This window comes from Kineococcus aridisoli (genome assembly GCF_050871885.1).
In the GTDB taxonomy this organism is placed as follows: domain Bacteria; phylum Actinomycetota; class Actinomycetes; order Actinomycetales; family Kineococcaceae; genus Kineococcus.
Genome location: NZ_JBJLSF010000039.1, coordinates 1 through 24,622, shown reverse-complemented (window position 1 = coordinate 24,622; position 24,622 = coordinate 1). Strand labels below are relative to the sequence as shown.

Below are 24,622 nucleotides of genomic sequence, written 5' to 3'. Positions count from 1 at the left end.
GCGCCGCGGGCGCGGCGGTCGTCCTCGCGCCCCTGCTGCTGGCCGACCAGGCGGGGCTGAGCCGCAAGGTGCGCTCCGCGGCGGCGTCGGTGAGCCTGTTCGCCGCCTCCGCCGTGCTCGTGCAGTCCTGGTCCGGGCAGACGGAGGCGCACTTCCACTTCTTCGTCATGGTGGGCGTCGTCGCGCTCTACCAGGACTGGGTGCCGTTCGGGATCGGCCTGGCCATCGTCGTCGTCCACCACGGGGTCTTCGGGACCCTGCACCCGCAGGCCGTCTTCGGCCACCACGACGCGGCGGAGCACTCGTGGGGCTGGACGTTCGTGCACGCCGGGTTCGTCCTGGCCGCCAGCGGGGCGCACCTGACCTCCTGGCGGCTCAACGAGCAGCAGGGGCTGCGCGACCCGCTCACCGGGCTGGCCAACCGGACGCTGCTGCTGGAGGTGCTGGGGCGGGCGCTGTCGCGGCGCGAGGGCGTGGGGGTGCTGTTCATCGACCTCGACGACTTCAAGGAGGTCAACGACACCCGCGGGCACGCGGCCGGGGACCACCTGCTGCTGGCGGTCGCCGACCGGCTGCGCGCCTGCGTGCGCAGCGGCGACACCGTGGCGCGCCTGGGCGGTGACGAGTTCGCGATCGTCGTCGGCGGCGGCGCCGCGGCGGGCCGCCGGGTCGGCGAGCGGTTCCTGCACGCCCTGGCCCGGCCCGTGGACGTCGACGGGCAGCCGGTCCTCGTGCACGCCAGCCTCGGCCTGGCCGACACCGCGACGCTGTGCGGGGCCCGCAGCGAGCTCGACGGCCCGGCGGAGCTGCTGCGCAACGCCGACCTGGCGATGTACTGGGCCAAGTCCAGCGGCAAGAACCGGCTCGTCGCCTACGCCGAGGGCATGTCGCAGGCGGCCCAGGACAAGGCGTCCCTGCGCGACGACCTCGCCCACGCGCTGGAGCAGGAGCAGTTCGAGGTCCACTACCAGGCGACGGTCGACTTCCGGAAGGGGACGACCAGGGGGTACGAGGCGCTGCTGCGCTGGCGCCACCCCGAGCGCGGCCTGGTGCCCCCGCTGGAGTTCGTGCCGCTGGCGGAGGCCACCGGCGACATCCACGCCATCGGCACCTGGGTGCTGCGCACCGCCACCGCCCAGGCGGCGCGCTGAAGCGCCGAGCGCGGGCAGCCGGTGGCGGTGGCGGTGAACCTGTCGGCCGTGCAGCTGGCTTCCGACGGCATCGTCGACGTCGTGCGCGCCGCGCTGCGCGACAGCGGCCTGCGTCCGAGCCAGCTGACGCTGGAGGTCACCGAGAGCGTGCTCGTGGAGGACCTGGAGGCCGTCTCGGCCCGCCTGGTGCAGCTGCGCACGGCGGGCGTGCTGGTGGCCATCGACGACTTCGGCACCGGCTACTCCAGCCTGGCCTACCTGCGCCGGCTGCCGGTGGACACCGTCAAGATCGACCGGTCCTTCATCGGCGACCTGGCCCTCGGCGGGTCGGCGACGACGCTGGTGGCCAGCATCGTCGAGCTCGCCCGCAGCCTCGGCCTGGACGTCGTGGCGGAGGGCGTGGAGACCGACCAGCAGGCGCAGCTGCTGCGCGAGCTGAACTGCACGTACGCGCAGGGCTACCTCTACGCCCGCCCCGCACCGGCCGAGGAGGCCGCGCGGGCGCTGGACGCGCACCTGCTGCCGGCACCCGCCCGCGACGCGGAGCTCAGCCGCCCGTGAGGGGGCGGGTGGCGGTGATCGTCGCCGAGCCCAGCACGCGGGTGCCCGCGTAGAACGCGACCGTCTGCCCGGGGGCGACCCCGGTCAGCGGTGCGCGCAGCTCGACGTCGACCGTCCCGGCGTCCTGCCCGCGCACCTGCACGACGGCCTCGACGGGCTCGCCGTGGGCGCGCACCTGCACGCTCAGCTCGGCCGGGCCGGTGGGCGCGGGGGCGTTCCAGACGGCGTCGACGGCGCGCAGGCCCGCCACGGCCAGCCGCTCGGCCGGGCCGACGGTCACGGTGCGCCGCACCGGCTCGATGCTCAGCACGTAGCGGGGCCGGCCGTCGGCGGCGGGCCGCGTCAGGCCCAGGCCGCGGCGCTGGCCGACGGTGAAGCCGTAGGTGCCCGCGTGCGTGCCCAGCACGGTGCCGTCCTCGTCGACGACCTCGCCGGGCACCTCGCCCAGCCGCTCGGCCAGGAAGCCGCGGGTGTCGCCGTCGGGGATGAAGCAGATGTCGTGGCTGTCCGGCTTGTGCGCCACGGGCAGCCCGCGCCGCTCGGCCTCGGCGCGCACCTGCGCCTTGGTGGGCGCGTCGCCGAGGGGGAACATCGCGTGCGCGACCTGCTCGGCGTCCAGGACGGCGAGCACGTACGACTGGTCCTTGGCCGCGTCGGCGGCCCGGTGCAGCTGCGGGCGCCCGTCGTCGCCGGGCAGCACCCGCGCGTAGTGGCCGGTGCAGACGGCGTCGAAGCCGAGGGCGATGCCCTTGTCGAGCAGCGCGGCGAACTTGATGCGCTCGTTGCAGCGCACGCAGGGGTTGGGGGTGCGCCCGGCCGCGTACTCGGCGACGAAGTCCTCGACGACGTCCTCGACGAAGTCCTCGGACAGGTCCCACACGTAGAACGGGATGCCCAGCAGGTCGGCCGCCCGCCGCGCGTCGAGGGAGTCCTCGATGGTGCAGCAGCCGCGCGAGCCGGTGCGCAGCGCGGCCGGGGAGCGGTTGAGGGCCATGTGCACGCCCACCACCTCGTGGCCGGCGTCGACGGCGCGGGCGGCGGCCACCGCGGAGTCCACCCCGCCGCTCATGGCGGCCAGCACGCGCATCAGGCCGCCCCGCCCGTGCTGAGCGCGCCGGCGGGTGCGCGCCGGCGGCGGGCCCGCGCGGTGCGCGAGGCGTCGGCGCGCCGGGCGCGCTCGACGGCCGGGCCGAGCGCGGCCAGCGCGGCGTCGACGTCGGCGCCGGTGGAGCTCCAGCCGAGGGAGAAGCGCAGCGCGCCTGCGGCCTCCTCCTCGCCCAGGCCCATCGCCAGCAGGACGTGGCTGGGCTGCGGCACGCCGGCCTGGCAGGCCGAGCCGGTGGAGCACTCGACCCCCGCGGCGTCCAGCAGGTAGGTCAGCGAGTCCCCCTGGCAGCCCTCGACCGTCACGTGCGCGTTCCCCGGCAGCCGGCCGGCGAGGGGGTCGGGGCCGGGCGCGGCACCGCGCACGCGGGTGCCCGGCACCCCCTCGCGCAGCCCGGCCAGCAGCCGGTCGCGCAGCCCGGCCAGGCGCCGGGCCTCCTGCGGCAGGTCGGCGACGGCGGCCTGCAGCGCGGCGGCGGTGGCCCGGGCGCCGGCGGCGTCCAGGGTGCCCGAGCGCACCCCCAGCTCCTGCCCGCCACCGTGCTGCAGCGGCACCAGCGCCGTGCCGCGCCGCACGAGCAGCGCGCCGCTGCCGACGGGCCCGCCGAACTTGTGCGCCGACAGCGAGAGCAGGTCCGCGCCGCTGGCGGCGAAGTCGACGGGCACGTGCCCGACGGCCTGCACCGCGTCGGTGTGCAGCGGGACGCCGGCCGCGTGCGCGAGGTCGGCCGCCTGCGCGACCGGCTGCAGCGTGCCGACCTCGTTGTTGGCCCACATCAGGGACACCAGCGCCACCTCGTCGGCGCGCCCGGCCAGCGCCGCCTCCAGGGCGGCGAGGTCGGTGCGGCCGGTGGCGTCCACCGGCAGCAGCTCCAGCTGCGCGCCCTCGTGGGCCGCGAGCCACTGCGCGCAGTCCAGGACGGCGTGGTGCTCGGCGGCGCCGACCAGCAGCCGGCGGCGCCGGGGGTCGGCCTCGCGGCGCGCGCGGTACAGGCCCTTCAGGGCGAGGTTGTCGCTCTCGGTGCCGCCGGAGGTCCACACCACCTCCGCCGGGCGGGCGCCGAGGGCGGCCGCCAGCGCCTCGCGGCTCTCCTCCACGGCCGCGCGGGCGCGGCGGCCGGCGGAGTGCAGGGACGAGGGGTTGCCCCCGCCACCGGCGGAGGCGGCGACGAGGGCGTCGAGCGCCTCGGGCCGCAGGGGGGTCGTCGAGGCGTGGTCGAGGTACGCCGTCACGCAGCCAGTGTAGGAGCGGGTGCGGACCCGACCGCCGCCCCGGAGCGTGACGAGCGGACTGCGGGCGGTGTCGGGCAGACTGCGCCGGTGCCCGTCCCCACGCCCGTCCCGCCGTCCGCACCCGCGTCCGGGCCCACGTCCGCGCCCGGGCACCGCGAACCGCTGCACCGTCCCGCGCCGACGCCGAGCCACCCGCTGGGGGTGACGCTCACCGGCGACGGGGCCGACGTCGCGGTCCTCGCCGCGCACGCCGACGCCGTGGAGGTGTGCGTGATCGGCGAGGACGGCAGCGAGCAGCGCACCGCCCTGCCGGACGTCGACCTGGGCGTCTGGCACGGCCACGTGAGCGGGCTGGTGGCGGGCAGCCGCTACGGCCTGCGCGTGCACGGGCGCTGGGAGCCCGAGCGGGGTCTGCGGCACAACCCGGCCAAGCTGCTGCTGGACCCGTACGCGCGCGGGATCAGCGGCGAGGTGCAGCTGCGCCCGGAGGTCTTCGGGCACGCCGTCGACGCCGACCTCGTGGGCGACCTGGCGGTGCCCGACCCGCGCGACAGCGCACCGCACGTCGCGCACGGCGTCGTCCTGGAGGACCTGCCCGAGCGGCTGCGCCCCACCGCCGCCGAGCGGCCGCGGGTGCCGTGGTCGGAGACCGTCGTCTACGAGGCGCACGTGCGCGGCCTGACCCGCCGCCTGGGGGCGGTGCCCGAGGAGCAGCGCGGCACCTACGCCGCGCTCGCGCACCCGGCGGTCCTGGAGCACCTCACCTCCCTGGGCGTGACCTCGCTGGAGCTGCTGCCGGTGCACGCGAGCACCTCCGAGGTCCACCTGCGCCGGCGCGGGCTGGTGAACTACTGGGGCTACAACACCCTGGCCTTCAACGCCCCGCACCCCGGGTACGCCACGGCCGCGGCCCGCGCGGCGGGGCCGGCGGCGGTGCGCGAGGAGTTCCGCCGCGCGGTGCAGGGGCTGCACGCGGCGGGCATCGAGGTGCTGCTCGACGTCGTCTACAACCACACCTGCGAGGAGGGCCCGGACGGCCCGCACCTGTCGCTGCGCGGTCTGGACGAGTCCACCTACTACCTGCGCGACGCGGGCGGGCGGCCCTTCGACGTCACCGGCTGCGGCAACTCCCTGGACTTCGCCGAGCACCGCGTCGTGCAGTTCGCGCTGGACTCGCTGCGGTACTGGGTGAGCGAGTACGGCGTCGACGGGTTCCGCTTCGACCTCATGACGACGCTGGCGCGCGGGCGGGACGGGTTCACCCCCGACCACCCGTTCCTCGTGGCGCTGGCCGCGGACCCGGTGCTGGCCGGCACCAAGCTCGTCGCGGAGCCGTGGGACGTCGGCCCGTACGGCTGGCGCACGGGGCAGTTCCCCGCGCCCGTGCACGAGTGGAACGACCGCTTCCGCGACGGCGTCCGGCGCTTCTGGCTCACCGACGGCCGCCAGATGGCGCTGGGCGGCGGCGCGCCGGGCGGTCCCGGGCGGGGGCTGCGGGAGTTCGCCACCCGCTTCGCCGGGTCGGCCGACACCTTCGACGTGCAGCGCGGGCGCCTCACGAGCGTGAACTTCGTGACCGCGCACGACGGCTTCACCCTGGCCGACCTCGTCTCCTACGACCACAAGCACAACGAGGCCAACGGCGAGGGCAACCGCGACGGCAGCGACTCCGACACCAGCTGGAACCACGGCGTGGAGGGCGCCACGGAGGACGCGGGCGTGCTGGCGGCGCGCCGGCGCAGCATCCGCAACCTGCTGGGGACGCTGGTGCTGTCGACGGGCGTGCCGATGCTCACCGCGGGCGACGAGTTCGGCCGCACCCAGGGCGGCAACAACAACGCCTACTGCCTGGACGACGAGACGTCGTGGGTGGACTGGGAGCTGGCCGGCTGGCAGCGCGAGCTGCTCGAGGACGTGCGCGAGCTGCTCGGGCTGCGGCAGCGCTACCCGGTCCTGCGCGAGGCGGGGGTGCGGCGCGGGCACCCGGTCCGCGAGCAGCGCCAGGACCTGCTGTGGTTCTCCGAGGACGGTGCGCCCATGACCGTCGAGCGCTGGCACGAGGCCGAGCGGCGCATCCTGCAGGTGCTCGTCGACGGCCGCGAGCGCGGTGAGGCGTCGGTGCTCGTCCTCGTCAACGGCGGCGACCGCCAGCGCGACGTCGTGCTGCCCGAGCAGGACGGGCTGCCCAGGTGGTTCCCGCGCTGGAGCAGCGCGCCGGACCGCCGCCGGCGGCCCACCGCCGCGGGGCGGGCGCTGCGGATGGCGCCGTGGTCGTTGCGGGTGCTCACCTCCGCGTGAGCCGCCGGTGAGCCCGCCGGTGAGCCCGCTGGTGCTGCTGCCGGGCACGGGCTGCGACAGCGGGCAGTTCCACCACCAGGCGACCGCGCTGGCCGGTGCGTTCGAGGTGCACCCGCTCCAGCTGCCCGGCCACCGCGGGCAGCCACCCGCCGGGGACGGCGGCCTGGCGGCCGTCGCCGACCGCGTGGCCGACCGGATCGCCGCCCTGGCGGCGGGTGCGGGTGCCGGCGCGGGGGTGAGCGTCGTCGGGCACAGCGCCGGAGGGGTCGTCGGCCTGCTCGTCGCCGTGCAGCGCCCCGGGCTCGTCGAGCGGCTCGTGCTCGTCGACTCCAACGTCCCGGTGACGGAGGACGCCGTGCGCCGCAAGGCCGGGCGCGCCGGCGCGGTGCACGGGCCGCGGTGGCGGCAGGTGCTGGAGGAGTCCATGCGCGCGGCGTGGGGGCCGCGGCTGCCGGTGCTGCGCGAGCAGGTCGTGGCGGGGATCCTCGCCACCGACGAGGCGGCCGTGCGGCCGCTGTGGGCCGACGTGCTGGCCCTGGACCCGCGGCCCCTGCTGGCGGCGCTGCGGGTCCCGGCGCTGCACGTGCGCAGCAGCCGGGACGTCGACGGGGCGGCCCTGGCCGCGCTGAACCCGCTGGTGGCCTCGGCCGACCTGCGCCCGCTGCGGGCGGGTCACTGGCCGCAGCTGACGGAGCCCGGGGCGGTCACCGCGGTGCTGCGGGAGTTCCTGCCGGGCGGCTGAGCCTCAGCGCCGGCCGGCGTGCGGGCCCCACTTGGCGAGCACGAGCGTCTCCAGGATGCTGACGAGCGTGTAGAGCAGGATCGAGGCGAACGTCACGACGACCACGATGGCCCACAGCTTGTCGTACTGGACCTGGGAGTTGGCGCGGAAGATCTCCGAGCCCAGGCCGCGGCCGCTGAAGAGCCACTCGTAGAGCATCGCGCCGATGACCGCGCCGGGCACCGAGATCCGCACGGCCGCGAAGAGGTTCGGCAGGGCCGAGGGGACCGCGACCTTGCGCAGCGCCGTCCACTTCGTGCCGCCGTTGACCCGGATGACGTCGATCGCCTGCGGGGAGGCCGAGCGCAGTCCCAGCGCCGCGTTGACGAGGACGGGGAAGAAGACGACCACGCCGCCGATCGTGGCCGCGCGCAGCAGCTCGGAGGAGAAGGTCATGCCGATGACGGGCGCCATCGCCACCAGCGGCACCGAGCGCAGCAGCATCGCCAGCGGCATGAAGACGAACTCCAGCGGCCGCAGCAGCGTGAACAGCGAGGCGACCGCGAGCGCCCCGGCGATGCCGGCGACGAAGCCGGTGACCGCGTCGGCCAGGGTGGTGCCCAGCCAGCCGGCGATCTCGGAGCGGTGGGCAGCGGCGTCCGCGTCGTCGAACAGGTACCGGTAGACGTCCAGCGGGCGCTTGCCGATGAAGGGGTCGACCTCCAGCAGGCGCAGCAGCGCGTACCAGGCGAGGACCAGGACGAGCGCGGAGACGACGAGGGTGACCAGCGAGGCGCCGACGCGGCGCAGGACGGCACCGGCCACGGAGGCGCCGCTGACGTCCTCGTGCACGTCGGCGGCCGGGACCGCCGGCCGCGCGGGCCGTGCACCGCCGGGGGCGGGGACGGGGGCCGCGGTGGACCCGGGGGTGGGGGCGACCATCACAGACCCGCCTTCCGCTCGCCCGTGGACGACCACGGGGTGATCAGCTTGGCCACCAGGCCGACGAGCAGGTAGCCGAGGCCGGCGATCGCCCCGGACAGCAGGGCCAGGCCCCAGATCTGCGCGTAGCGCAGGTTCGTCTGCGCGGCGATGATCATGATGCCGAGCCCGGAGTCCACGCCGCCGAAGTACTCCCCCAGCACCGCGCCGAGGAAGGCCGCGGGGGCGGCGAGCTTGAGGGCGGCGAAGACGTTGGGCAGCGCGGCGATCAGGCGCACCTTCACGAGCGCCGTCCAGCGCGAGCCGCCGTAGGCGCGCACGACGTCCAGCGCCGTGCGGTCGGCGGCGCGCAGCCCCAGCAGGCAGCCGACGACGGAGGTGAAGACGACGCTGATGGCCGCCAGGAAGATCGACGTCGTGCGCGAGCCGGGCTCGGAGACGATGAGCACGATCGGGCCGATCGCCGTCAGCGGGATGCAGTAGGAGATGACCGCGACCTGGTTGGCCGCCCCCTCCAGCGGCGGGACGAGCAGCACGAGCACGGCGATGGCGACGGCGACGAGGTTGCCCCACAGCCACCCCTGCGCCGCCGAGGACGTCGTGACCGACAGGTTGTCCCAGTACGTCGCGAAGCCGGTGTCGGCGAACTGCGCCAGGACCGCCCACGGCGTGGGCACGATCCCGTCGGCGCCGAAGAGGACGGCGCTGACGAGGCTCCACAGCACCAGCACGAGCGCGGCGCCGACCAGGCCCCCCACCCAGGCGGGCAGGTCGCGGCGCGAGCGCGGGGCCCGGGTGCCCGGGACGCCGCCGACCTCGGCCCCGGTGCGGGTGGCGACGGTGACCTCCCCCATCAGCGCTCGTCCCCGCCGCTCGCGCCCCGGCTGCCGCCGCCGAAGAGGATCTCGGAGAGGCGGTCGTGGTAGGCGTGGAACTCCGGGGTCCGCATCATGTCGGGGGTGCGGGGGCGGGGCAGGTCGATCTCCACGACCTCCACGACGCGGCCGGGACGCGGACTCATGACCGCGACGACGTCGGAGAGGAAGATCGCCTCGCTGATGCCGTGGGTGACCATGAGCGTGGTGGCCGGCTTCTGGGTCCAGATGCGCAGCAGCTCGACGTTCAGCCGCTGGCGGGTCATGTCGTCCAGCGCCCCGAACGGCTCGTCGAGCAGCATGACGCTCGGCTGCACCACCAGGCAGCGCGCGATGGACACGCGCTGGCGCATCCCGCCGGACAGCTGGGCGGGTTTCGCCTTCTCGAAGCCGCGCAGGCCGACGAGGTCGATGAGCTCGTCGACCAGGCCGTCGTCGGCGCGGACGCCCGCGACCTCCAGCGGCAGCCGGATGTTGTGGGCGACGCTGCGCCAGGGCAGCAGCGCGGAGTCCTGGAAGGCGACGCCCAGCTCGTGGGCGCGCTGCAGCTCCCGGGTGGTCATGCCGTTGACCAGCGCCTGGCCGCCGCTGGGCGTCTCCAGCCCCGCCAGGATGCGCAGGATCGTCGACTTGCCGCAGCCGGAGGGGCCGAGCAGGGACAGGAAGGCGTTCTTGCGGGTCCCCAGGCTCGTCGCGTCGAGGGCGAGCACGCTCTTGCGCCCGAGGGTGAAGCGCTTCGTGAGCCCCTGGAGGTTGAAGCCCGTCGCCGCCTCGGGGCGGCCGAGCGGATCGGTCGTCGCCGAGGGGACTCGCGGTGCGGTGGACAGGGAGCTGGTGTCGTGCACCACGGGCGTGGGCCTTTCTCGAGGACGACGGGAGGGGGCGACCGCGTGACGTCAGCCGGTGATGAGGTCCGGGTTCTCCTCGTAGACCTCCGCCAGCAGCGACAGGTCGAACAGCTGCTCGGCGGTGATGTCGGTGCCCATGACCGCCAGCGCCTGGATGTTCTCCTCGATCAGGGCGTCGGTCATGGTGAACAGGCCGTTGGCCCTGGTGTCGTCGGAGACGACGAGCAGGTTCTGCGCCTCGGCCTCCTTCGTCTGCTCCTCCAGGTCGAGGTCCTGGTCCTTGCCGTAGACCTCCACGGCGAGCTTCGCGCCGCCGGCGGGGTCGGCGACGGCGTCGTTCCAGCCCTGGACCTCGGCCTTGAGGAAGGCCTTCAGCATGTCGCGGGAGTCGTCGATCGTGGACTGCAGCACGGTGAAGGTCTCCGCCACGACCGGCAGGCCGTTGTCGGCGAAGCCGAGCGTGACGGGGGTCAGGCCGCGGCCGGCGAGCAGGATCGGCTCGTTGGTCAGGTAGGACATGAAGGCGTCCACCTCGCCCGTCTCGACGACCGAGGGGTCGTACTGGACGGGGACGATGGTGAAGCTGCTCTTGTCGACGCCGTTGGCGGTGCAGAAGCCGTCGAAGATCGTCTCGTTGCCGCCGGTCTGGATGCCGATGCGCTTGCCCGCCAGGTCGGCCAGGGTGCGCACGGGCACCTTCTGCTCGACGGACACCAGGCAGAAGGGGTTCTTCTGGAAGGTGCTGCCGATGATCTTCAGCGGCGCCTCCTCGTTGACGATGGCCGGGGCGGTGAGCGTGGGGGCGGACAGCCCGACCTGGGCGCGCCGGGAGAGGACCATCGCCTCCGCCGCGGTGCCGGCGCTGCCGCCGGCGAGCAGGTTGACCTTGGAGAAGCCGGCGGAGGCGAAGTAGCCCTTGCTGTCGGCGAAGTACTCGCCGGCGAACTCGATGTTCTTGATCCACGACAGCTGGACGGAGATCTCCCCGAAGCCGTCACCGCTGCCGCCGCCCGTGCTGCTGGCCGAGCTGGTGTCGTCGCCGCAGGCGCTCAGGCCCGTGGCGCCGGCCGCCGCCAGCAGGCCGAGCCCGCCGGCCCGCAGGAGGCTGCGCCGGCTGCCCACCAGGGAGGGCAGGGCGGTACGGGGACGACGGACGGGTTCGGTCATCTGCTGCTCCTGCGGGTGTGTGCCCGGCCGCACGGCGCGGGCCGGGGAGGTGGAGGGAGGAGCGGACGCACCCGGCGCCACGACGCTCCGGCGTCCTCCTGGCAGGTACTGAACCACCGGCGTTCGCCGGTCGTGTCACGCCGCCGTGAACGGCGTGTTACGTGGCCGCCGGTCCTGTTCCCGGCGTGTGAACGATCCGGCGCCGCCCGGTCGTTACACGCCGGAAACCCGCTGCCGGCCCGGTGTGTGGTCCCATCTGAACCACTCGGTTCAACGAAGGGAACGCCGCCCGTGCGCACCATGCACCTGGGAGTCTTCGAAGTGGCCTCGCCGCAGGTGGGCGGGACCCTCAGCTGGTCGCACCCGTGGAGCGACTCGGTCCGCCACCGCGAGGTCGGGCACTGGATCGAGGTGGCCCGGCTGCTGGAGGACGCCGGCTTCGACTTCCTCTTCTTCGCCGACGGCTACGGCTACCCCTCGGTCGGCGGCGACCTGCCCGAGGCCGCCGCCCGCGGCGGCCTGAACTTCTCCGGCATCGACCCGATGCTGCTCATCCCCGCGCTCGCGCACGCGACCTCGCGGCTGGGCTTCGTGGTCACCTCCTCCACCGGCATCGACCACCCGGTGGCGATGGCGCGCCGGTTCGCCACCCTGGACCACCTGACGGGCGGGCGGATCGGCTGGAACGTCGTCACCGGCGCCTCGCAGGACACCGTCGCGGCGCTGTTCGGCCACGAGCGGATGACCGCGCACGACACCCGCTACGAGATCGCCGAGGAGTACGTGGACCTCTGCCTGAAGCTGTGGGAGGGCTGCTGGGAGGACGAGGCGCTCGTGGAGGACAAGGAGGCGGGCGTCTTCGCCGACCGCGACCGGCTGCACCGCGTCGAGCACGAGGGCCGGCACTTCCGCTCCTCGGGCTACTTCACGGTGGTCCCCTCCCGCCAGCGCACCCCCGTGCTCTTCCAGGCCGGCACGTCGGCGCGGGGGCGGGAGTTCGCCGCGGCGCACGCCGAGTGCGTCTTCCTGCAGGGCACGACCCTGCCGCACGCCGCGGGCAACGTCGCCGACATCCGCGCCCGCGCCGCCGCGCACGGGCGCGACCCGCGCTCGGTGAAGGTGCTCGTCGGCGCGACCGTCACCGTCGCCGCCACCCGCGAGGAGGCCCTGGCGCGGCGCGCGGAGTTCGAGGCCCTGCAGACCGACGAGGTCGCCGCCGTCATCTACGCCGGGAACACCGGCATCGACCTGACCGCCCTGGACCCCGACCGCCCGCTCAGCCAGGTCCTGGAACCGGGCGCGGACGCGCGCATCGGCCAGATGGGCCAGAGCAACATCGACCGCTTCCGCCGCCCGGACGGGACGATGCCGCTGGTGCGCGAGGTGCTCGCCGAGCTGCGCGGGCGCGGCACCCGCGGTTTCACCGTCGTCGGCGACCCGCTCGAGGTGGCCGACCAGCTGGAGGAGATCGTCGACGTCACCGACGTCGACGGGTTCCTGCTGGAGGCGGTCTTCTCCCCCGCCGACCACCGGCTGTTCTGCGAGCTGGTCGTCCCCGAGCTGCGCCGGCGCGGGCGGCTGCCGCGCGAGCAGGACCGCCCGGCGGGCTCGGGGACGCTGCGCGAGCGCCTCGGGGCGCCGTCGGCGCGGCTGGCGCCCGACCACCCCGGCGCCCGCCACGCCGCCGCGCTGCGCGGCACCGGCCCGGGAACCCGGGAACCCGTGACCGCCTGACCCCGTGACCTCAGCGCACCGCCGCGGCGCGGGCGCAGAACGCCGCGAGCGCCCGCGCCTGCACCGCGCCCACGCGCGCGGCGTCCCCGGTGCTCAGCAGCGTCATCTGCAGGCCGCGCCACAGGGCCGTCAGCTCGGTGGCGCGGTCCTCGGCCTCCTCGGCGGGCAGCCCTTCGCGCACCAGCCGCGCCGCGGCCGGCCGGTGCCAGGAGGCGATGTCCCCCAGCAGGTCCGCGTACCCCGTGGTCCCCTGCGAGGCCTGGCCGAACACCTCGAAGAACAACCGCAGGAACGGCAGGTGGGCGGGGTCGGCGATGGCGTCCCACACCCGCTGCAGGTCCTCGTGCAGGCTGCCCGTCCCCGACTCCAGCGCCGACCAGGCGTTCTCGAAACCGGGGAACACCTCGCGGGCGACGGTCTGCAGGGCCTCGCCCACCAGGCGTTCCTTGCTGCCGAAGTAGTACAGCAGCATCCGGTTGTTGGAACCCACCGCACGCCCGAGCCCGCGCAGCGTCAGCGACGTGACACCCTGGGCCAGGACGTGCTCGGCCACCAGGCGCAGCAGCCGCTCGCGCTCCCCCGCGGGGGAGGGTGCCGCTGCGCGCTGGAGGGTCGTCACGACGGCAGGGTAACCGCCGTCCACCCCCCGCAAGCCCCCGTCGAGGAGGAACCCGTGCGCGATCTCGCCGCACTGCCCAAGGGCCACCTGCACATCCACCTGGAGGGCGCGATGCGCCCGGCGACGCTCGCGGAGTTCGCGAGCGAGGCCGGTGAACCCGCTCCGCCGACGCGGGGGTTCACCTCCTTCCCCCACTTCGTGGAGATGTACGACGGCGCCGTCGCGTTCATCCGCACCCGCGAGCAGCTGGCCCGCGTCGTCCGCGAGGTCGTCGAGGACGCCGCGCTCTCGGGTGCGGTGTGGATCGAGGCGCAGGCCAACCCGATGTTCTACGTCCCGCGGTTCGGCACGCCCGAGGAGGTCCTCACCCTCGTGCTGGAGACCGGCCGGGCCGAGGCGGCGCGGCTCGGCATCGGCTTCGGCCTCATGGCCGTGGCCATCCGCAACCTGCCGCCGGCCGAGGCGGAGTCGCTGGCGCACCTGGCCGCCGGCTTCGCCGGCCGCGGGGTCGTCTCCTTCGGCCTGGCCGCCGACGAGGCGCTGTGGCCGCCGGCCCCCTTCGAGAAGGCCTTCGCCATCGCCCGCGAGGCCGGGCTGAAGTCCGCGCCGCACGCCGGTGAGCTGCTCGGGCCCGACAGCGTGCGCGACGCCCTGGACCTGCTGGGCGCCCAGCGCGTCCAGCACGGCGTGCGCGCCGTCGAGGACCCCGAGCTGATCGCCCGGCTGGCCGCGGAGGGGATCGTCCTCGACGTGTGCCCGACCTCCAACGTGGAGCTGCGGGTCGTCCCCGAGATCGGCCGCCACCCGCTGCCCGCGCTGCTGGAGGCCGGGGTGCGCTGCTCGATCAACGGTGACGACCCGCTGCTGTTCGGCCCCGGCCTGCTGGAGGAGTACCAGACCGCGCGCACCGCGCTCGGCCTGGCCGACGAGCAGCTGGCCGACGTCGCCCGCGCCTCCCTGGAGGGCTCGGCCGCCCCGGCCGCGTTCGTGGCCGAGCAGGTCGCGCGGGTGGACGCCTGGCTGGCCGCCCCCGCCTGAGCCGGGCGGGCGCGGCTCAGGCGTTGGCGACGAGGCCGAGCTCGGCGGGGGTCGCCAGACCGGCGTGGTGCGGCAGCACGCGCACGGTGTAGCCGAACGGGCCGGTCTGGCGCAGCGCGAACTCGCCCTCGAAGCGGTGCCGGCCCTCGCCGAGGTCCTCGGCGTGGCGCAGCCCCACCGACCCGGAGGGGCGCAGCTCGTCGGACTCGCTGACGCGGCCGTGGACGACCTGCACCTCGGCGTCGGCGGGCGAGAGCGCCCCGAGGCTCACGAAGGCGCGCACGTGGACGACGTCGCCGATCTGGGCGGAGTCGCCCACGCCGGAGGACTCCACGTGGTCCACGTGCACCCCCGTCCAGGCGGCGCGCACCTCGCCCTTCCAGCGGGCGAGGTCGCGGGCGCCGGCGGCGGAGGAGGCCAGCGCCGCGCGGCCCGCGCGGGCGGCGGGCACGTACAGCTGCTCGACGTAGTCGGTGACCATGCGGCTGGCGAGGACCTTCGGGCCCAGCGAGGCCAGGGTGTGGCGCACCATCTCCAGCCAGCGCGAGGGCAGGCCGCGCTCGTCGCGGTCGTAGAAGCGGGCGGCCACCGAGTTCTCCACGAGGTCGTAGAGCGCCGCGGCCTCCAGGTCGTCGCGGTGGTCGGGGTCCTCGACGCCGTCGGCGGTGGGGATGGCCCAGCCGTTGCCGCCGTCGAACCACTCGTCCCACCAGCCGTCGAGGATCGACAGGTTCAGCCCGCCGTTGAGGGCCGCCTTCATCCCGGAGGTGCCGCACGCCTCGAAGGGGCGCAGCGGGTTGTTCAGCCACACGTCGCAGCCGGGGTACAGCTGCAGCGCCATCGTGATGTCGTAGTTGGGCAGGAAGACGATGCGGTGGCGCACGGCCGGGTCGTCGGCGAAGCGGACGACCTCCTGGATGAGCCGCTTGCCCGTCTCGTCGGCCGGGTGCGACTTGCCGGCGATCACCAGCTGCACGGGCCGCTGGGGGTGCAGCAGCAGCGAGCGCAGCCGCTCGGGGTCGCGCAGCATGAGCGTGAGGCGCTTGTAGGTGGGCACCCGGCGGGCGAAGCCGATGGTGAGGACGTCGGGGTCGAGCACGTCCTTGGTCCACGACAGCTCCGCCTCGGAGGCGCCGCGCTGCAGCCAGGACAGCCTCAGGCGGCGGCGGGCGTCCTCGACCAGCCGCCCGCGCAGCAGCCGGCGGGTGCGCCAGATCTCCTCGTCGGGGACCTGGTCCACCTTCTCGAAGCCCTCCCCCTCGGCGGGCAGCTGCGGGCCGATGTACTGCTTGCCCATCTGGATGACCTCCGGCGCCACCCACGTGGGCGCGTGCACGCCGTTGGTGATCGAGGCGATCGGCACCTCGGGGGCGTCGAAGCCCGGCCACAGGCCGTCGAACATCCCGCGGCTGACCGCGCCGTGCAGCTGCGAGACGCCGTTGGCGCGCTGGGCCAGCCGCAGGCCCATGACGGCCATGTTGAACACGCCCGGGTCCCCGCCGGGGTAGTCCTCGGCACCCAGGGCCAGGACGCGCTCGACCGGCACCCCCGGCAGCGGGTTGTCGGAGCCGAAGTACAGCTCGATCTGGTCGCGGCCGAAGCGGTCGATGCCGGCCGGGACGGGGGTGTGGGTGGTGAAGACGGTGGCGGCGCGGACGGCCTCCAGCGCCTCCTCGAAGGCCAGCCCGCGCCCGACGTGCTCGCGGATGCGCTCGACCCCGAGGAAACCCGCGTGGCCCTCGTTGGTGTGGTACACCTCCGGCTCGGGCGCCCCGGTCAGCCGCGACCACGTGCGCAGGGCGCGCACGCCGCCGATGCCGCACAGCAGCTCCTGCTGCAGGCGGTGCTCGCCGCCGCCGCCGTAGAGGCGGTCGGTGACCGAGCGGGCGGCGTCGTCGTTGTCCTCGACGTCGGAGTCCAGCAGCAGCAGCGGGACGCGGCCCACCTGGGCCTTCCACAGCTGCGCGACCAGGTGCCGGCCGCCGGGCAGGTCCACCGACACCTTCGCGGGCGTCCCGTCGTCCTCGCGCAGCAGCGACAGCGGCAGGCCGTCGGGGTCGAGGACGGGGTAGGTCTCCTGCTGCCAGCCGTCGCGCGAGAGGGACTGCTTGAAGTAGCCGGTGGCGTAGAACAACCCGACGCCGACGACGGGGACGGCGAGGTCGCTGGCCGACTTCAGGTGGTCGCCGGCCAGGATGCCCAGGCCGCCGGAGTACTGCGGCAGCGCGCCCGTGATGCCGAACTCCATGGAGAAGTAGGCGATCGAGGCGGGGGCGTCGGCGCCCAGGCGGGCGTACCAGCCGGGCCGGGACAGGTAGGCGCGCAGGTCCGCCGCGGCCGCCTCGACGCGGGCCACGAAGGCCGGGTCGGCCGCCAGCGCCTCCAGCTGCTCGGTGCGCAGCGCGCCCAGCAGCGCACCCGGCTCGCGGTGGACGGCCGCCCACGCGGCCGGGTCCATCGACTCGAAGAGGTCGCGCGTGGGCTTGTGCCACGACCAGCGCAGGTTGCTCGCCAGCTCGCCCAGCGCAGCCAGGGGCGCGGGGAGCACGGTGCGGACGGTGAAGCGCCTGATTGCTCTCACGGGCGCCGACACTAGACCCGCGACCGCCCCCCGGCGAGGGCCTGCGCCCGCTCCGCGCGACTTCTCCCCGCACCCTCGGTAGGTTGCCGCTCGTGACGACCGAGCAGCAGACGACACGTGCGCCGAAGGTCCGGTCCGCGCCCGGTGGGGACTCCCCGCAGGTGCCGGCGCACCCGGGCACCGCCCCCCTCGTCGGCCGGATCCCGGTGCTCGGCGTGGAGCCGGCCGTCGACGCCGGCCGCTGGCCGTCCACGGCCGTGCCCGGCGAGCTGGTGCCGGTGCGCGCGACGGTCTTCCGCGAGGGCCACGACGCGGTCGCGGCGACCGCGGTGCTGGTGCGCCCGGACGGCACCGACGGCCCCTCGGTGCGCATGACGCTGGTCAACAAGGGCACCGACTCCTACGCCGCGGTCCTCGTGCCCGACGCCGAGGGCGACTGGGGCCTGCGGGTGGAGGGCTGGTCGGACCCGTACGGCACCTGGGACCACGACGCCACCATCAAGGTCGAGGCGGGCGTCGACGTGGCGCTCATGCTGGAGGAGGGCGCGCGGCTGCTGGAGCGCGCGGCCGCCCAGCCGGGCCGGGAGGCGGCCGACGCCGAGGTCCTGCGCGGTGCGGCGGACGCGCTGCGCGACACCTCCCGCGGCGACCACGAGCGGCTGGACGCCGGGCGGACCCCGCAGGTGCGCGAGGTCCTGGACCGCCTGCCGCTGCGCGAGCTCGTCAGCCCCTCGCAGACCTACCCGCTGCGCGTGGAGCGGCGGCTGGCCGCCTTCAGCGCCTGGTACGAGTTCTTCCCCCGCTCCGAGGGGGCCCACTACGACGAGCAGGCCGGGCGCTGGGTGTCCGGCACCTTCCGCACCGCCGCCGAGCGCCTGCCCGCGATCGCCGACATGGGCTTCGACATCGCCTACCTCACCCCCATCCACCCCATCGGGCGCATCAACCGCAAGGGCCCCAACAACACGCTGACGGCCGGCCCGGAGGACCCGGGATCGCCGTACGCGATCGGCGCCGCCGAGGGCGGCCACGACGCGATCCACCCCGACCTCGGCACCTTCGAGGACTTCGACTTCTTCGTGGCCCGGGCCCGCGAGCTGGGCCTGGAGGTCGCGCTCGACCTGGCCCTGCAGTGCGCGCCGGACCACCCGTGGGTGGCCGAGCACCCCGAGTGGTTCACCACCCGCGCCGACGGCACCATCGCCTACGCGGAGAACCCGCCGAAGAAGTACCAGGACATCTACCCGCTGAACTTCGACAACGACCCGGCCGGCATCTACGCCGAGGTCAAGCGCGTCGTCGACGTGTGGATCTCCCACGGGGTGACGCTCTTCCGCGTCGACAACCCGCACACCAAGCCGGTGGAGTTCTGGGAGTGGCTCATCGCCGAGGTCGCCCGCGAGCACCCCGAGGTCGTCTGGCTCTCGGAGGCCTTCACCCGGCCGGCGATGATGCACACCCTGGCCAAGGTCGGCTTCCAGCAGTCCTACTCCTACTTCGCCTGGCGCAACGCCGCCTGGGAGATCCGCGAGTACGTGGAGCAGCTGACCACCGAGTCGGCGCACTACATGCGGCCCAGCTTCTGGCCCACCACGCACGACATCCTGACGCCCACCATGCAGTACGGCGGGCCCCCGGTCTTCAAGCTGCGCGCGGTCCTGGCGGCGCTGCTGAGCCCCTCGTGGGGCATCTACTCCGGCTACGAGCTCGTCGAGCACGCCGCCCGGCCGGGCGCGGAGGAGCAGCTGGACAACGAGAAGTACCAGTACCGCCCCCGCGACTGGGCGAAGGCGGAGGCCGAGGGCTGGAGCCTGGCGCCCTACCTCAAGCGGCTCAACGAGGTCCGCCGGGCGCACCCCGCGCTGCAGCAGCTGCGCGGGACGGTCTTCCACGCCAGCGACGACGAGAACGTGCTGTGCTTCTCCCGCCGGCGGGTGGACCCGGACGGCACCGAGGACCTCGTCCTCGTCGTCGTCAACCTCGACCCGCACGCCACCCGCGAGACGACGGTCCACCTGGACATGGCCGCGCTGGGCAGGCAGTGGTGGGACCGCTTCACCGTCACCGACGAGCTGACCGGTGCCAGCTACGAGTGGGGCGAGCACGACTACGTGCGCCTGGACCCGTACACCCAGCCCGCCCACGTCTTCAGCGTGCGGAGCTCCTGACGGTGGAGGGCTCCTTCCAGGGGCTGCAGTCGCGCACGGGCCTGCGCAACGACCCCCAGTGGTACAAGACCGCCGTCTTCTACGAGGCGCTCGTGCGCGCCTTCGCGGACTCCAACGGCTCCGGCACCGGCGACTTCAGCGGCCTGACGGGCAAGCTGGACTACCTGCAGTGGCTGGGCATCGACTGCATCTGGCTGCCGCCGTTCTTCGCCTCCCCGCTGCGCGACGGCGGCTACGACATCGCCGACTACAACGCCGTGCTGCCCGAGTTCGGGACGCTGCACGACTTCCAGGCCCTGGTGACCGAGGCCCACCAGCGCGGCATCCGGATCATCATCGACCTGGTGATGAACCACACCAGCGACCAGCACCCGTGGTTCCAGGCCAGCCGCACCGACCCGGACGGCCCGTACGGCGACTTCTACGTCTGGAGCGACACCGACGAGAAGTACGCCGACGCGCGCATCATCTTCGTCGACACCGAGACCTCCAACTGGACCTTCGACCCGGTGCGCCGCCAGTTCTTCTGGCACCGCTTCTTCTCCCACCAGCCGGACCTGAACTTCGACAACCCGGCCGTCGAGGAGGCGATGTTCGACACCGTCCGCTTCTGGATGGACATGGGCATCGACGGCTTCCGCCTCGACGCGGTCCCCTACCTCTACGAGGAGGAGGGGACCAACGGGGAGAACCTGCCGGCGACGCACGACTTCCTCAAGCGGCTGCGCCGGATGGTCGACGAGGAGTACCCCGGCCGCGTCCTGCTGGCCGAGGCCAACCAGTGGCCCTTCGACGTCGTGGAGTACTTCGGCACCGAGGAGGAGCCGGAGTGCCACATGTGCTTCCACTTCCCCGTCATGCCGCGCCTGTACTACGCGCTGCGCGAGGGCAAGGCCACGCCGATCGTCGACATCCTCTCCGCCACGCCGGACATCCCGGTCTCCAGCGGCCAGTGGGGCACGTTCCTGCGCAACCACGACGAGCTGACCCTGGAGATGGTCACCACCGAGGAGCGCGCCGCCATGTACGGCTGGTACGCCCCCGACTCGCGCATGCGCGCCAACATCGGCATCCGCCGCCGGCTGGCGCCGCTGCTGGACAACTCCCGCCCGGAGATCGAGCTCATCCACGCGATGGTGCTCTCGCTGCCCGGCAGCCCGTGCCTGTACTACGGCGACGAGATCGGGATGGGCGACAACATCTGGCTCGACGACCGCGACGCGGTGCGCACGCCGATGCAGTGGACCCCGGACCGCAACGCCGGCTTCTCCTCCGCCGACCCCGGCAAGCTGTACCTGCCGACGGTCCAGTCGCTCGTCTACCACTACCAGTCGGTGAACGTCGAGGCGCAGCTGGCGACGGGCTCCTCGCTGCTGCACTGGGTGCGCCACGTCCTGGCCGTGCGCCGCCGGCACCCGGCCTTCGGCCTCGGCCGCTACGCGCCGCTGACCAGCCGGCACCCCGACGCCGAGGAACCCGACACCGCGGCCACCGCCGGCACCGCCTCGCTCGAGCGCACCGTCGGCGCGGCGCAGCCGCGACCCGACGACGGCTACTGCAGCAACGAGGCCGTGCTGGCCTTCCTGCGCGTGCTGGAACCGACGACGGAACAGGAGGGTGAGACGGTGCTCTGCGTCAACAACCTGTCCGACCACGCCCAGTCCGCCGTGCTGCGCATGCCCGGCCGGGCCGGGTCGAGCGTGCGCGACGTCTTCGGCGGTGCCGCGTTCCCCGACGTGGACGACGAGGGCGGGCTGACGGTCACCCTCGGCCCGCGCGGCTTCTTCTGGCTCAAGCTCGGAGGTGGCGCGTGAGCGCTCCGGTCCCCGCCGACGCGGCGGTCGACGAGGCGGTCGCCGCCCTGCTGGGCGAGTGGGCGCCGCGGCAGCGGTGGTTCGCGCACAAGGGCGTCGCCGCGCACGTGGTGCGCATCGAGCGCACCCCCCTCGACGAGGGCGGGGTGGCCCAGCTGGTGGCGCTCACCGTCCGCTCCGGCGAGGGCGGGGAGGCCGCGCAGACCGTGTACTCGGTCCCGCTGACCGTCCGCCCCGCTCCCGACGAGGACCTGGCCCACGCGCTCGTCGGGCACCTGCCGGACCTGCCCGGCGGACCCGCGTGGGTCTACGACGGCCCGCACGACCCGACGTGGACGCGGGCGCTGCTGACCCTGGTCGCCGGCGAGGAGGGCGCCGGGTCGGCGACCTTCGGCGCCCACGGGACCAGCGCCGACGGCGGGCTGCCGATCCCGGCCGGGGCGCGCACCAAGGTCCTCGGCGGCGAGCAGTCCAACACCTCCATCGTGGTGCAGGCCGGCGAGGGCGAGGTCCCCCTCATCGCCAAGGTGTTCCGCGTGCTGTCCGCCGGGGACAACCCCGACGTCGTCGTGCAGACGGCCCTGGCCGCGGCCGGCTGCGCCCGGGTGCCCCGTCCCGCCGGCTGGGTCGACGGGCAGTGGACCGCGCCGGACGGATCCCGCGCCGCCGGGCACCTGGCCCACGTCACGGAGTTCCTGGCCGGTTCCGAGGACGCCTGGCGGGTGGCGACCGCCGCCGTCGCCGCCGGCCGCGACTTCACCACCGAGGCGCGCGAGCTGGGCCGCGCCACGGCCGAGGTGCACGCCGTCCTGGCCGCCGAGCTGGCGACCGAGCCGGCCACCCCGCAGCGGCTGGGGGCGCTGGCCGACGGCCTGGCCGACCGGGTGGCCTGGGCGAGCGCCGCGGTGCCGCAGCTGCGCGAGGTCGCCCCGGCCGCCGCGGAGCGCGTGGAGGCGGTGCGCCACGTGCGCGACGCGCCGGCGCTGCAGCGCGTGCACGGCGACTACCACCTGGGGCAGGTGCTGCACTCCCCCGCGCGCGGCTGGGTGCTGCTGGACTTCGAGGGCGAGCCGCTGCGCCCGCTGGCCGAGCGCAGCACGCCCGACCTGGCGCTGCGCGACGTGGCGGGGATGCTGCGCTCCTTCGACTACGCCGCCTCCTCGGTGCCCGCGCCGGACGAGGCGTCCGCCGCGTGGGGCGCGGCCTGCCGCGAGGCCTTCCTCGACGGCTACGCCGCAGCCGGCGGGGCCGACCCGCGTCAGGGCGGGTCCGGCGCCGCCGCGCTGCTCGCGGCGCTGGAGCTCGACAAGGCCCTCTACGAGGTGGTCTACGAGGCGCGCAACCGCCCCGACTGGCTGCACATCCCGCTGGGGGCCGTGCAGCGCCTCCTCGCCACCGGCTGACCCGCCGAGCACCGGTCCGACACGCGTCGGGCCCCGTCCGAGCCGAGCTGACCCGACCCGTCCTCCAGAGGCGAGGTCCGACCGATACCGGGAGACTCACCACCATGGACACAGCGAGCGGAGGGCCCACCCCTCGTCCCGTCGACGCCGACGACCTGGCCCGTGCCGCGGCGGGCGCGCACTGGTCGCCGCACTCCGTGCTCGGTGCCCACCCGCACGGCGACGCCGTCACCTACCGCGTGCTGAAGCCGTTCGCCTCCAGCGTCACGGTCGTGACCGAGGACGGCTCGCGCATCGGCCTGGTGCACGAGTACGACGGCGTGTGGGTCGGCGTGCACCCCGGCGGCACCGTCGGCGACTACCGCGTCGAGGTGAGCTACCCCGACAGCGGCCCGCACCTCGTGGACGACCCGTACCGCTTCCTGCCCACCGTGGGCGAGGTGGACCTGCACCTGATCGGCGAGGGCCGCCACGAGGAGCTGTGGGAGGTCCTCGGCGCCCACGTGCGCCACTGGAAGGGGCCGATGGGGCCCGTCGAGGGCACCTCGTTCGCGGTGTGGGCGCCCAACGCCCGCGCCGTGCGCGTCGTCGGCGACCACAACCACTGGAACGGGCGCACCGAGGGCATGCGCTCGCTCGGGTCCTCGGGCGTGTGGGAGCTGTTCGTCCCGGGCGTCGGGGCCGGCTCGCGCTACAAGTACGAGATCCTCGGCGCCGACGGGCACTGGCGCCAGAAGGCCGACCCGCTGGCCCAGGCCACCGAGGTGCCCCCGGCGACCGCGTCGGTCGTCACCGAGTCCGGCTACGAGTGGGGCGACGGGGCGTGGCTGGAGGCGCGCGCCGCCGGCGACCCGCACGCGGGCCCCGTCTCCATCTACGAGGTGCACCTCGGCTCCTGGAAGCAGGGCCTGGGCTACCGCGAGCTGGCCACCGAGCTCGTCGACTACGTCAAGGACGCCGGGTTCACCCACGTCGAGTTCCTGCCCGTCATGGAGCACCCCTTCGGCGGCTCGTGGGGCTACCAGGTCTCCGGCTACTTCGCGCCGACGTCGCGCTTCGGCTCCCCCGACGAGCTGCGCCACCTCATCGACGCCCTGCACCAGGCGGGCATCGGCGTCATCATCGACTGGGTCCCGGGGCACTTCCCCAAGGACGAGTTCGCGCTGGGCAAGTTCGACGGGACCGCGCTCTACGAGCACCCGGACCCCCGCAAGGGCGAGCAGATGGACTGGGGCACGTACGTCTTCGACTTCGGCCGCAGCGAGGTGCGCAACTTCCTCGTCGCCTCGGGGCTGTACTGGCTGGAGGAGTTCCACGCCGACGGCCTGCGCGTGGACGCCGTCGCCTCGATGCTCTACCTGGACTACTCGCGCAAGGAGGGCGAGTGGGTCCCCAACCAGTACGGCGGCCGGGAGAACCTGGAGGCGATCAGCTTCCTGCAGGAGGCCAACGCCACCGCCTACAAGCGCTACCCCGGGATCATGATGATCGCCGAGGAGTCCACCGCCTTCCCGGGCGTGACCGCCCCCACCAGCGGCGGCGGGCTCGGCTTCGGGCTGAAGTGGAACATGGGCTGGATGCACGACACCCTGCAGTACGTCTCGCAGGACCCGGTGCACCGCCAGTACCACCACGGCGAGCTGACCTTCAGCCTGGTCTACGCCTTCAGCGAGAACTTCTGCCTGCCCATCTCGCACGACGAGGTGGTGCACGGCAAGGGCTCACTGCTGCGCAAGATGCCCGGCGACCGCTGGCAGCAGCTCGCCAACGTGCGCGCCTACCTGGGGTACATGTGGTCCCACCCCGGCAAGCAGCTGCTCTTCATGGGGTCCGAGCTCGGTCAGGAGGCCGAGTGGTCGGAGGCGCGCTCGCTGGACTGGTGGCTGCTGGACACCCCCTGGCACAAGGGCCTGCACCACCTCGTGCGCACGATGAACGCGGTCTACCGCGCGCACCCGCAGCTGTGGTCGCAGGACTTCTCCCCGGCCGGCTTCGAGTGGATCGACGGCGGGGACAGCGCCCGCAACCTCGTCTCCTTCGTGCGCCGTGACACCGAGGGCAACCCGCTGGTGGCGATCTGCAACTTCTCCGGGAGCCCCTACGAGGACTTCCGCGTCGGGCTGCCGCAGGCCGGTCCGTGGAAGGAGCTGCTCAACACCGACGCCGAGGAGTTCGGCGGCTCCGGTGTCGTGAACACCGGGACGATCAGCGCCGACGACACCTCCTGGAACGGTCGGCAGTTCTCCGCGCAGCTGCGGGTGCCGCCGCTGGGCGTGACCTGGCTGGTCCCCGGCCGCTGAGCCGGCACCCCGCCGGGACGGCCCGCACGCACCGCGGCCCCGGCCGGAGCTCGAGCTCCGGCCGG

The 24,622-nt window shown here is 74.5% G+C and carries 16 protein-coding genes and 1 pseudogene; 9 read left to right on the top strand and 8 right to left on the bottom strand.

Translation table 11 applies throughout. The annotated features are described in order from the left end of the window. Positions 1-167 precede the first annotated feature (167 nt). Positions 168-1,712, top strand: a pseudogene (locus ACRYM2_RS12350) (putative bifunctional diguanylate cyclase/phosphodiesterase). Here ACRYM2_RS12350 and mnmA read toward each other — a convergent pair. Together mnmA and ACRYM2_RS12340 are read right to left on the bottom strand one after the other, a co-directional pair. Then, positions 1,699-2,799, bottom strand: a complete 1,101-nt coding sequence (mnmA, locus tag ACRYM2_RS12345) for a tRNA 2-thiouridine(34) synthase MnmA (RefSeq protein WP_432522683.1) — start codon at positions 2,797-2,799, stop codon at positions 1,699-1,701. The pseudogene ACRYM2_RS12350 and the gene mnmA overlap by 14 nt on opposite strands. Beyond that, the gene (locus ACRYM2_RS12340; protein WP_432522682.1) at positions 2,799-4,049 is read right to left on the bottom strand and encodes a cysteine desulfurase family protein; all 1,251 of its coding nucleotides are present in this window, start codon (positions 4,047-4,049) and stop codon (positions 2,799-2,801) included. The genes mnmA and ACRYM2_RS12340 overlap by 1 nt, the downstream gene beginning before the upstream one ends. An 87-nt stretch (positions 4,050-4,136) precedes the next feature. On the opposite strand from ACRYM2_RS12340, the gene glgX reads away from it, so the two are divergent. Together glgX and ACRYM2_RS12330 are read left to right on the top strand one after the other, a co-directional pair. Then, positions 4,137-6,347 (top strand): glycogen debranching protein GlgX, encoded by a 2,211-nt coding sequence (gene glgX, locus ACRYM2_RS12335; protein WP_432522681.1) that lies wholly within the window; start codon positions 4,137-4,139, stop codon positions 6,345-6,347. A 7-nt stretch (positions 6,348-6,354) separates the two neighbouring features. Continuing rightward, the gene (locus tag ACRYM2_RS12330) at positions 6,355-7,089 is read left to right on the top strand and encodes an alpha/beta fold hydrolase (RefSeq protein WP_432522680.1); all 735 of its coding nucleotides are present in this window, start codon (positions 6,355-6,357) and stop codon (positions 7,087-7,089) included. 3 nt (positions 7,090-7,092) lie between these two features. Here ACRYM2_RS12330 and ACRYM2_RS12325 read toward each other — a convergent pair whose 3' ends face one another. The 4 genes from ACRYM2_RS12325 to ACRYM2_RS12310 are packed head-to-tail and all read right to left on the bottom strand — an operon-like array spanning position 7,093 to position 10,900. Further along, positions 7,093-8,010 carry an ABC transporter permease gene (locus ACRYM2_RS12325; RefSeq protein ID WP_432522679.1) on the bottom strand — a complete coding sequence of 306 codons (918 nt, stop codon included), beginning with the start codon at positions 8,008-8,010 and terminating at the stop codon, positions 7,093-7,095. Then, on the bottom strand, positions 8,010-8,864 hold the full coding sequence (locus ACRYM2_RS12320) for an ABC transporter permease (protein ID WP_432522678.1): 855 nt from the start codon (positions 8,862-8,864) through the stop codon (positions 8,010-8,012). Before ACRYM2_RS12320 ends, ACRYM2_RS12325 begins: the two co-directional genes overlap by 1 nt. Then, positions 8,864-9,733 carry an ABC transporter ATP-binding protein gene (locus tag ACRYM2_RS12315; RefSeq protein WP_432522677.1) on the bottom strand — a complete coding sequence of 290 codons (870 nt, stop codon included), beginning with the start codon at positions 9,731-9,733 and terminating at the stop codon, positions 8,864-8,866. Before ACRYM2_RS12315 ends, ACRYM2_RS12320 begins: the two co-directional genes overlap by 1 nt. Positions 9,734-9,781: 48 nt before the next feature. Beyond that, positions 9,782-10,900, bottom strand: a complete 1,119-nt coding sequence (locus ACRYM2_RS12310; protein WP_432522676.1) for an ABC transporter substrate-binding protein — start codon at positions 10,898-10,900, stop codon at positions 9,782-9,784. A 300-nt stretch (positions 10,901-11,200) separates the two neighbouring features. Here ACRYM2_RS12310 and ACRYM2_RS12305 point away from each other — a divergent pair, with 300 nt between their 5' ends. Further along, on the top strand, positions 11,201-12,634 hold the full coding sequence (locus tag ACRYM2_RS12305; RefSeq protein WP_432522695.1) for an NtaA/DmoA family FMN-dependent monooxygenase: 1,434 nt from the start codon (positions 11,201-11,203) through the stop codon (positions 12,632-12,634). Positions 12,635-12,644: 10 nt separating this feature from the next. On the opposite strand, the gene ACRYM2_RS12300 is transcribed toward ACRYM2_RS12305, so the two are convergent. Next, positions 12,645-13,253: a TetR/AcrR family transcriptional regulator gene (locus tag ACRYM2_RS12300; RefSeq protein ID WP_432522675.1), complete on the bottom strand. Its 609-nt coding sequence runs from the start codon at positions 13,251-13,253 to the stop codon at positions 12,645-12,647. Between the two features lie 54 nt (positions 13,254-13,307). Between ACRYM2_RS12300 and add the strand changes: the two genes are divergently transcribed. Beyond that, the gene (gene add / locus ACRYM2_RS12295) at positions 13,308-14,291 is read left to right on the top strand and encodes an adenosine deaminase (protein WP_432522674.1); all 984 of its coding nucleotides are present in this window, start codon (positions 13,308-13,310) and stop codon (positions 14,289-14,291) included. Positions 14,292-14,307: 16 nt separating this feature from the next. On the opposite strand, the gene glgP is transcribed toward add, so the two are convergent. Next, positions 14,308-16,872: an alpha-glucan family phosphorylase gene (gene glgP / locus ACRYM2_RS12290; RefSeq protein ID WP_432522673.1), complete on the bottom strand. Its 2,565-nt coding sequence runs from the start codon at positions 16,870-16,872 to the stop codon at positions 14,308-14,310. Between the two features lie 92 nt (positions 16,873-16,964). Between glgP and ACRYM2_RS12285 the strand changes: the two genes are divergently transcribed. From ACRYM2_RS12285 to glgB, 4 genes are all read left to right on the top strand, one after another. Next, positions 16,965-19,040, top strand: a complete 2,076-nt coding sequence (locus ACRYM2_RS12285; protein WP_432522672.1) for an alpha-1,4-glucan--maltose-1-phosphate maltosyltransferase — start codon at positions 16,965-16,967, stop codon at positions 19,038-19,040. Between the two features lie 2 nt (positions 19,041-19,042). Further along, positions 19,043-20,854 carry a maltose alpha-D-glucosyltransferase gene (treS, locus tag ACRYM2_RS12280; RefSeq protein ID WP_432522671.1) on the top strand — a complete coding sequence of 604 codons (1,812 nt, stop codon included), beginning with the start codon at positions 19,043-19,045 and terminating at the stop codon, positions 20,852-20,854. Further along, a complete protein-coding gene (locus tag ACRYM2_RS12275; protein ID WP_432522670.1) occupies positions 20,851-22,257 on the top strand; it encodes a maltokinase N-terminal cap-like domain-containing protein in 1,407 nt (468 codons plus the stop codon). The genes treS and ACRYM2_RS12275 overlap by 4 nt, the downstream gene beginning before the upstream one ends. A gap of 104 nt (positions 22,258-22,361) precedes the next feature. Next, positions 22,362-24,557 (top strand): 1,4-alpha-glucan branching protein GlgB, encoded by a 2,196-nt coding sequence (gene glgB / locus ACRYM2_RS12270; RefSeq protein ID WP_432522669.1) that lies wholly within the window; start codon positions 22,362-22,364, stop codon positions 24,555-24,557. Positions 24,558-24,622: the final 65 nt, after the last annotated feature.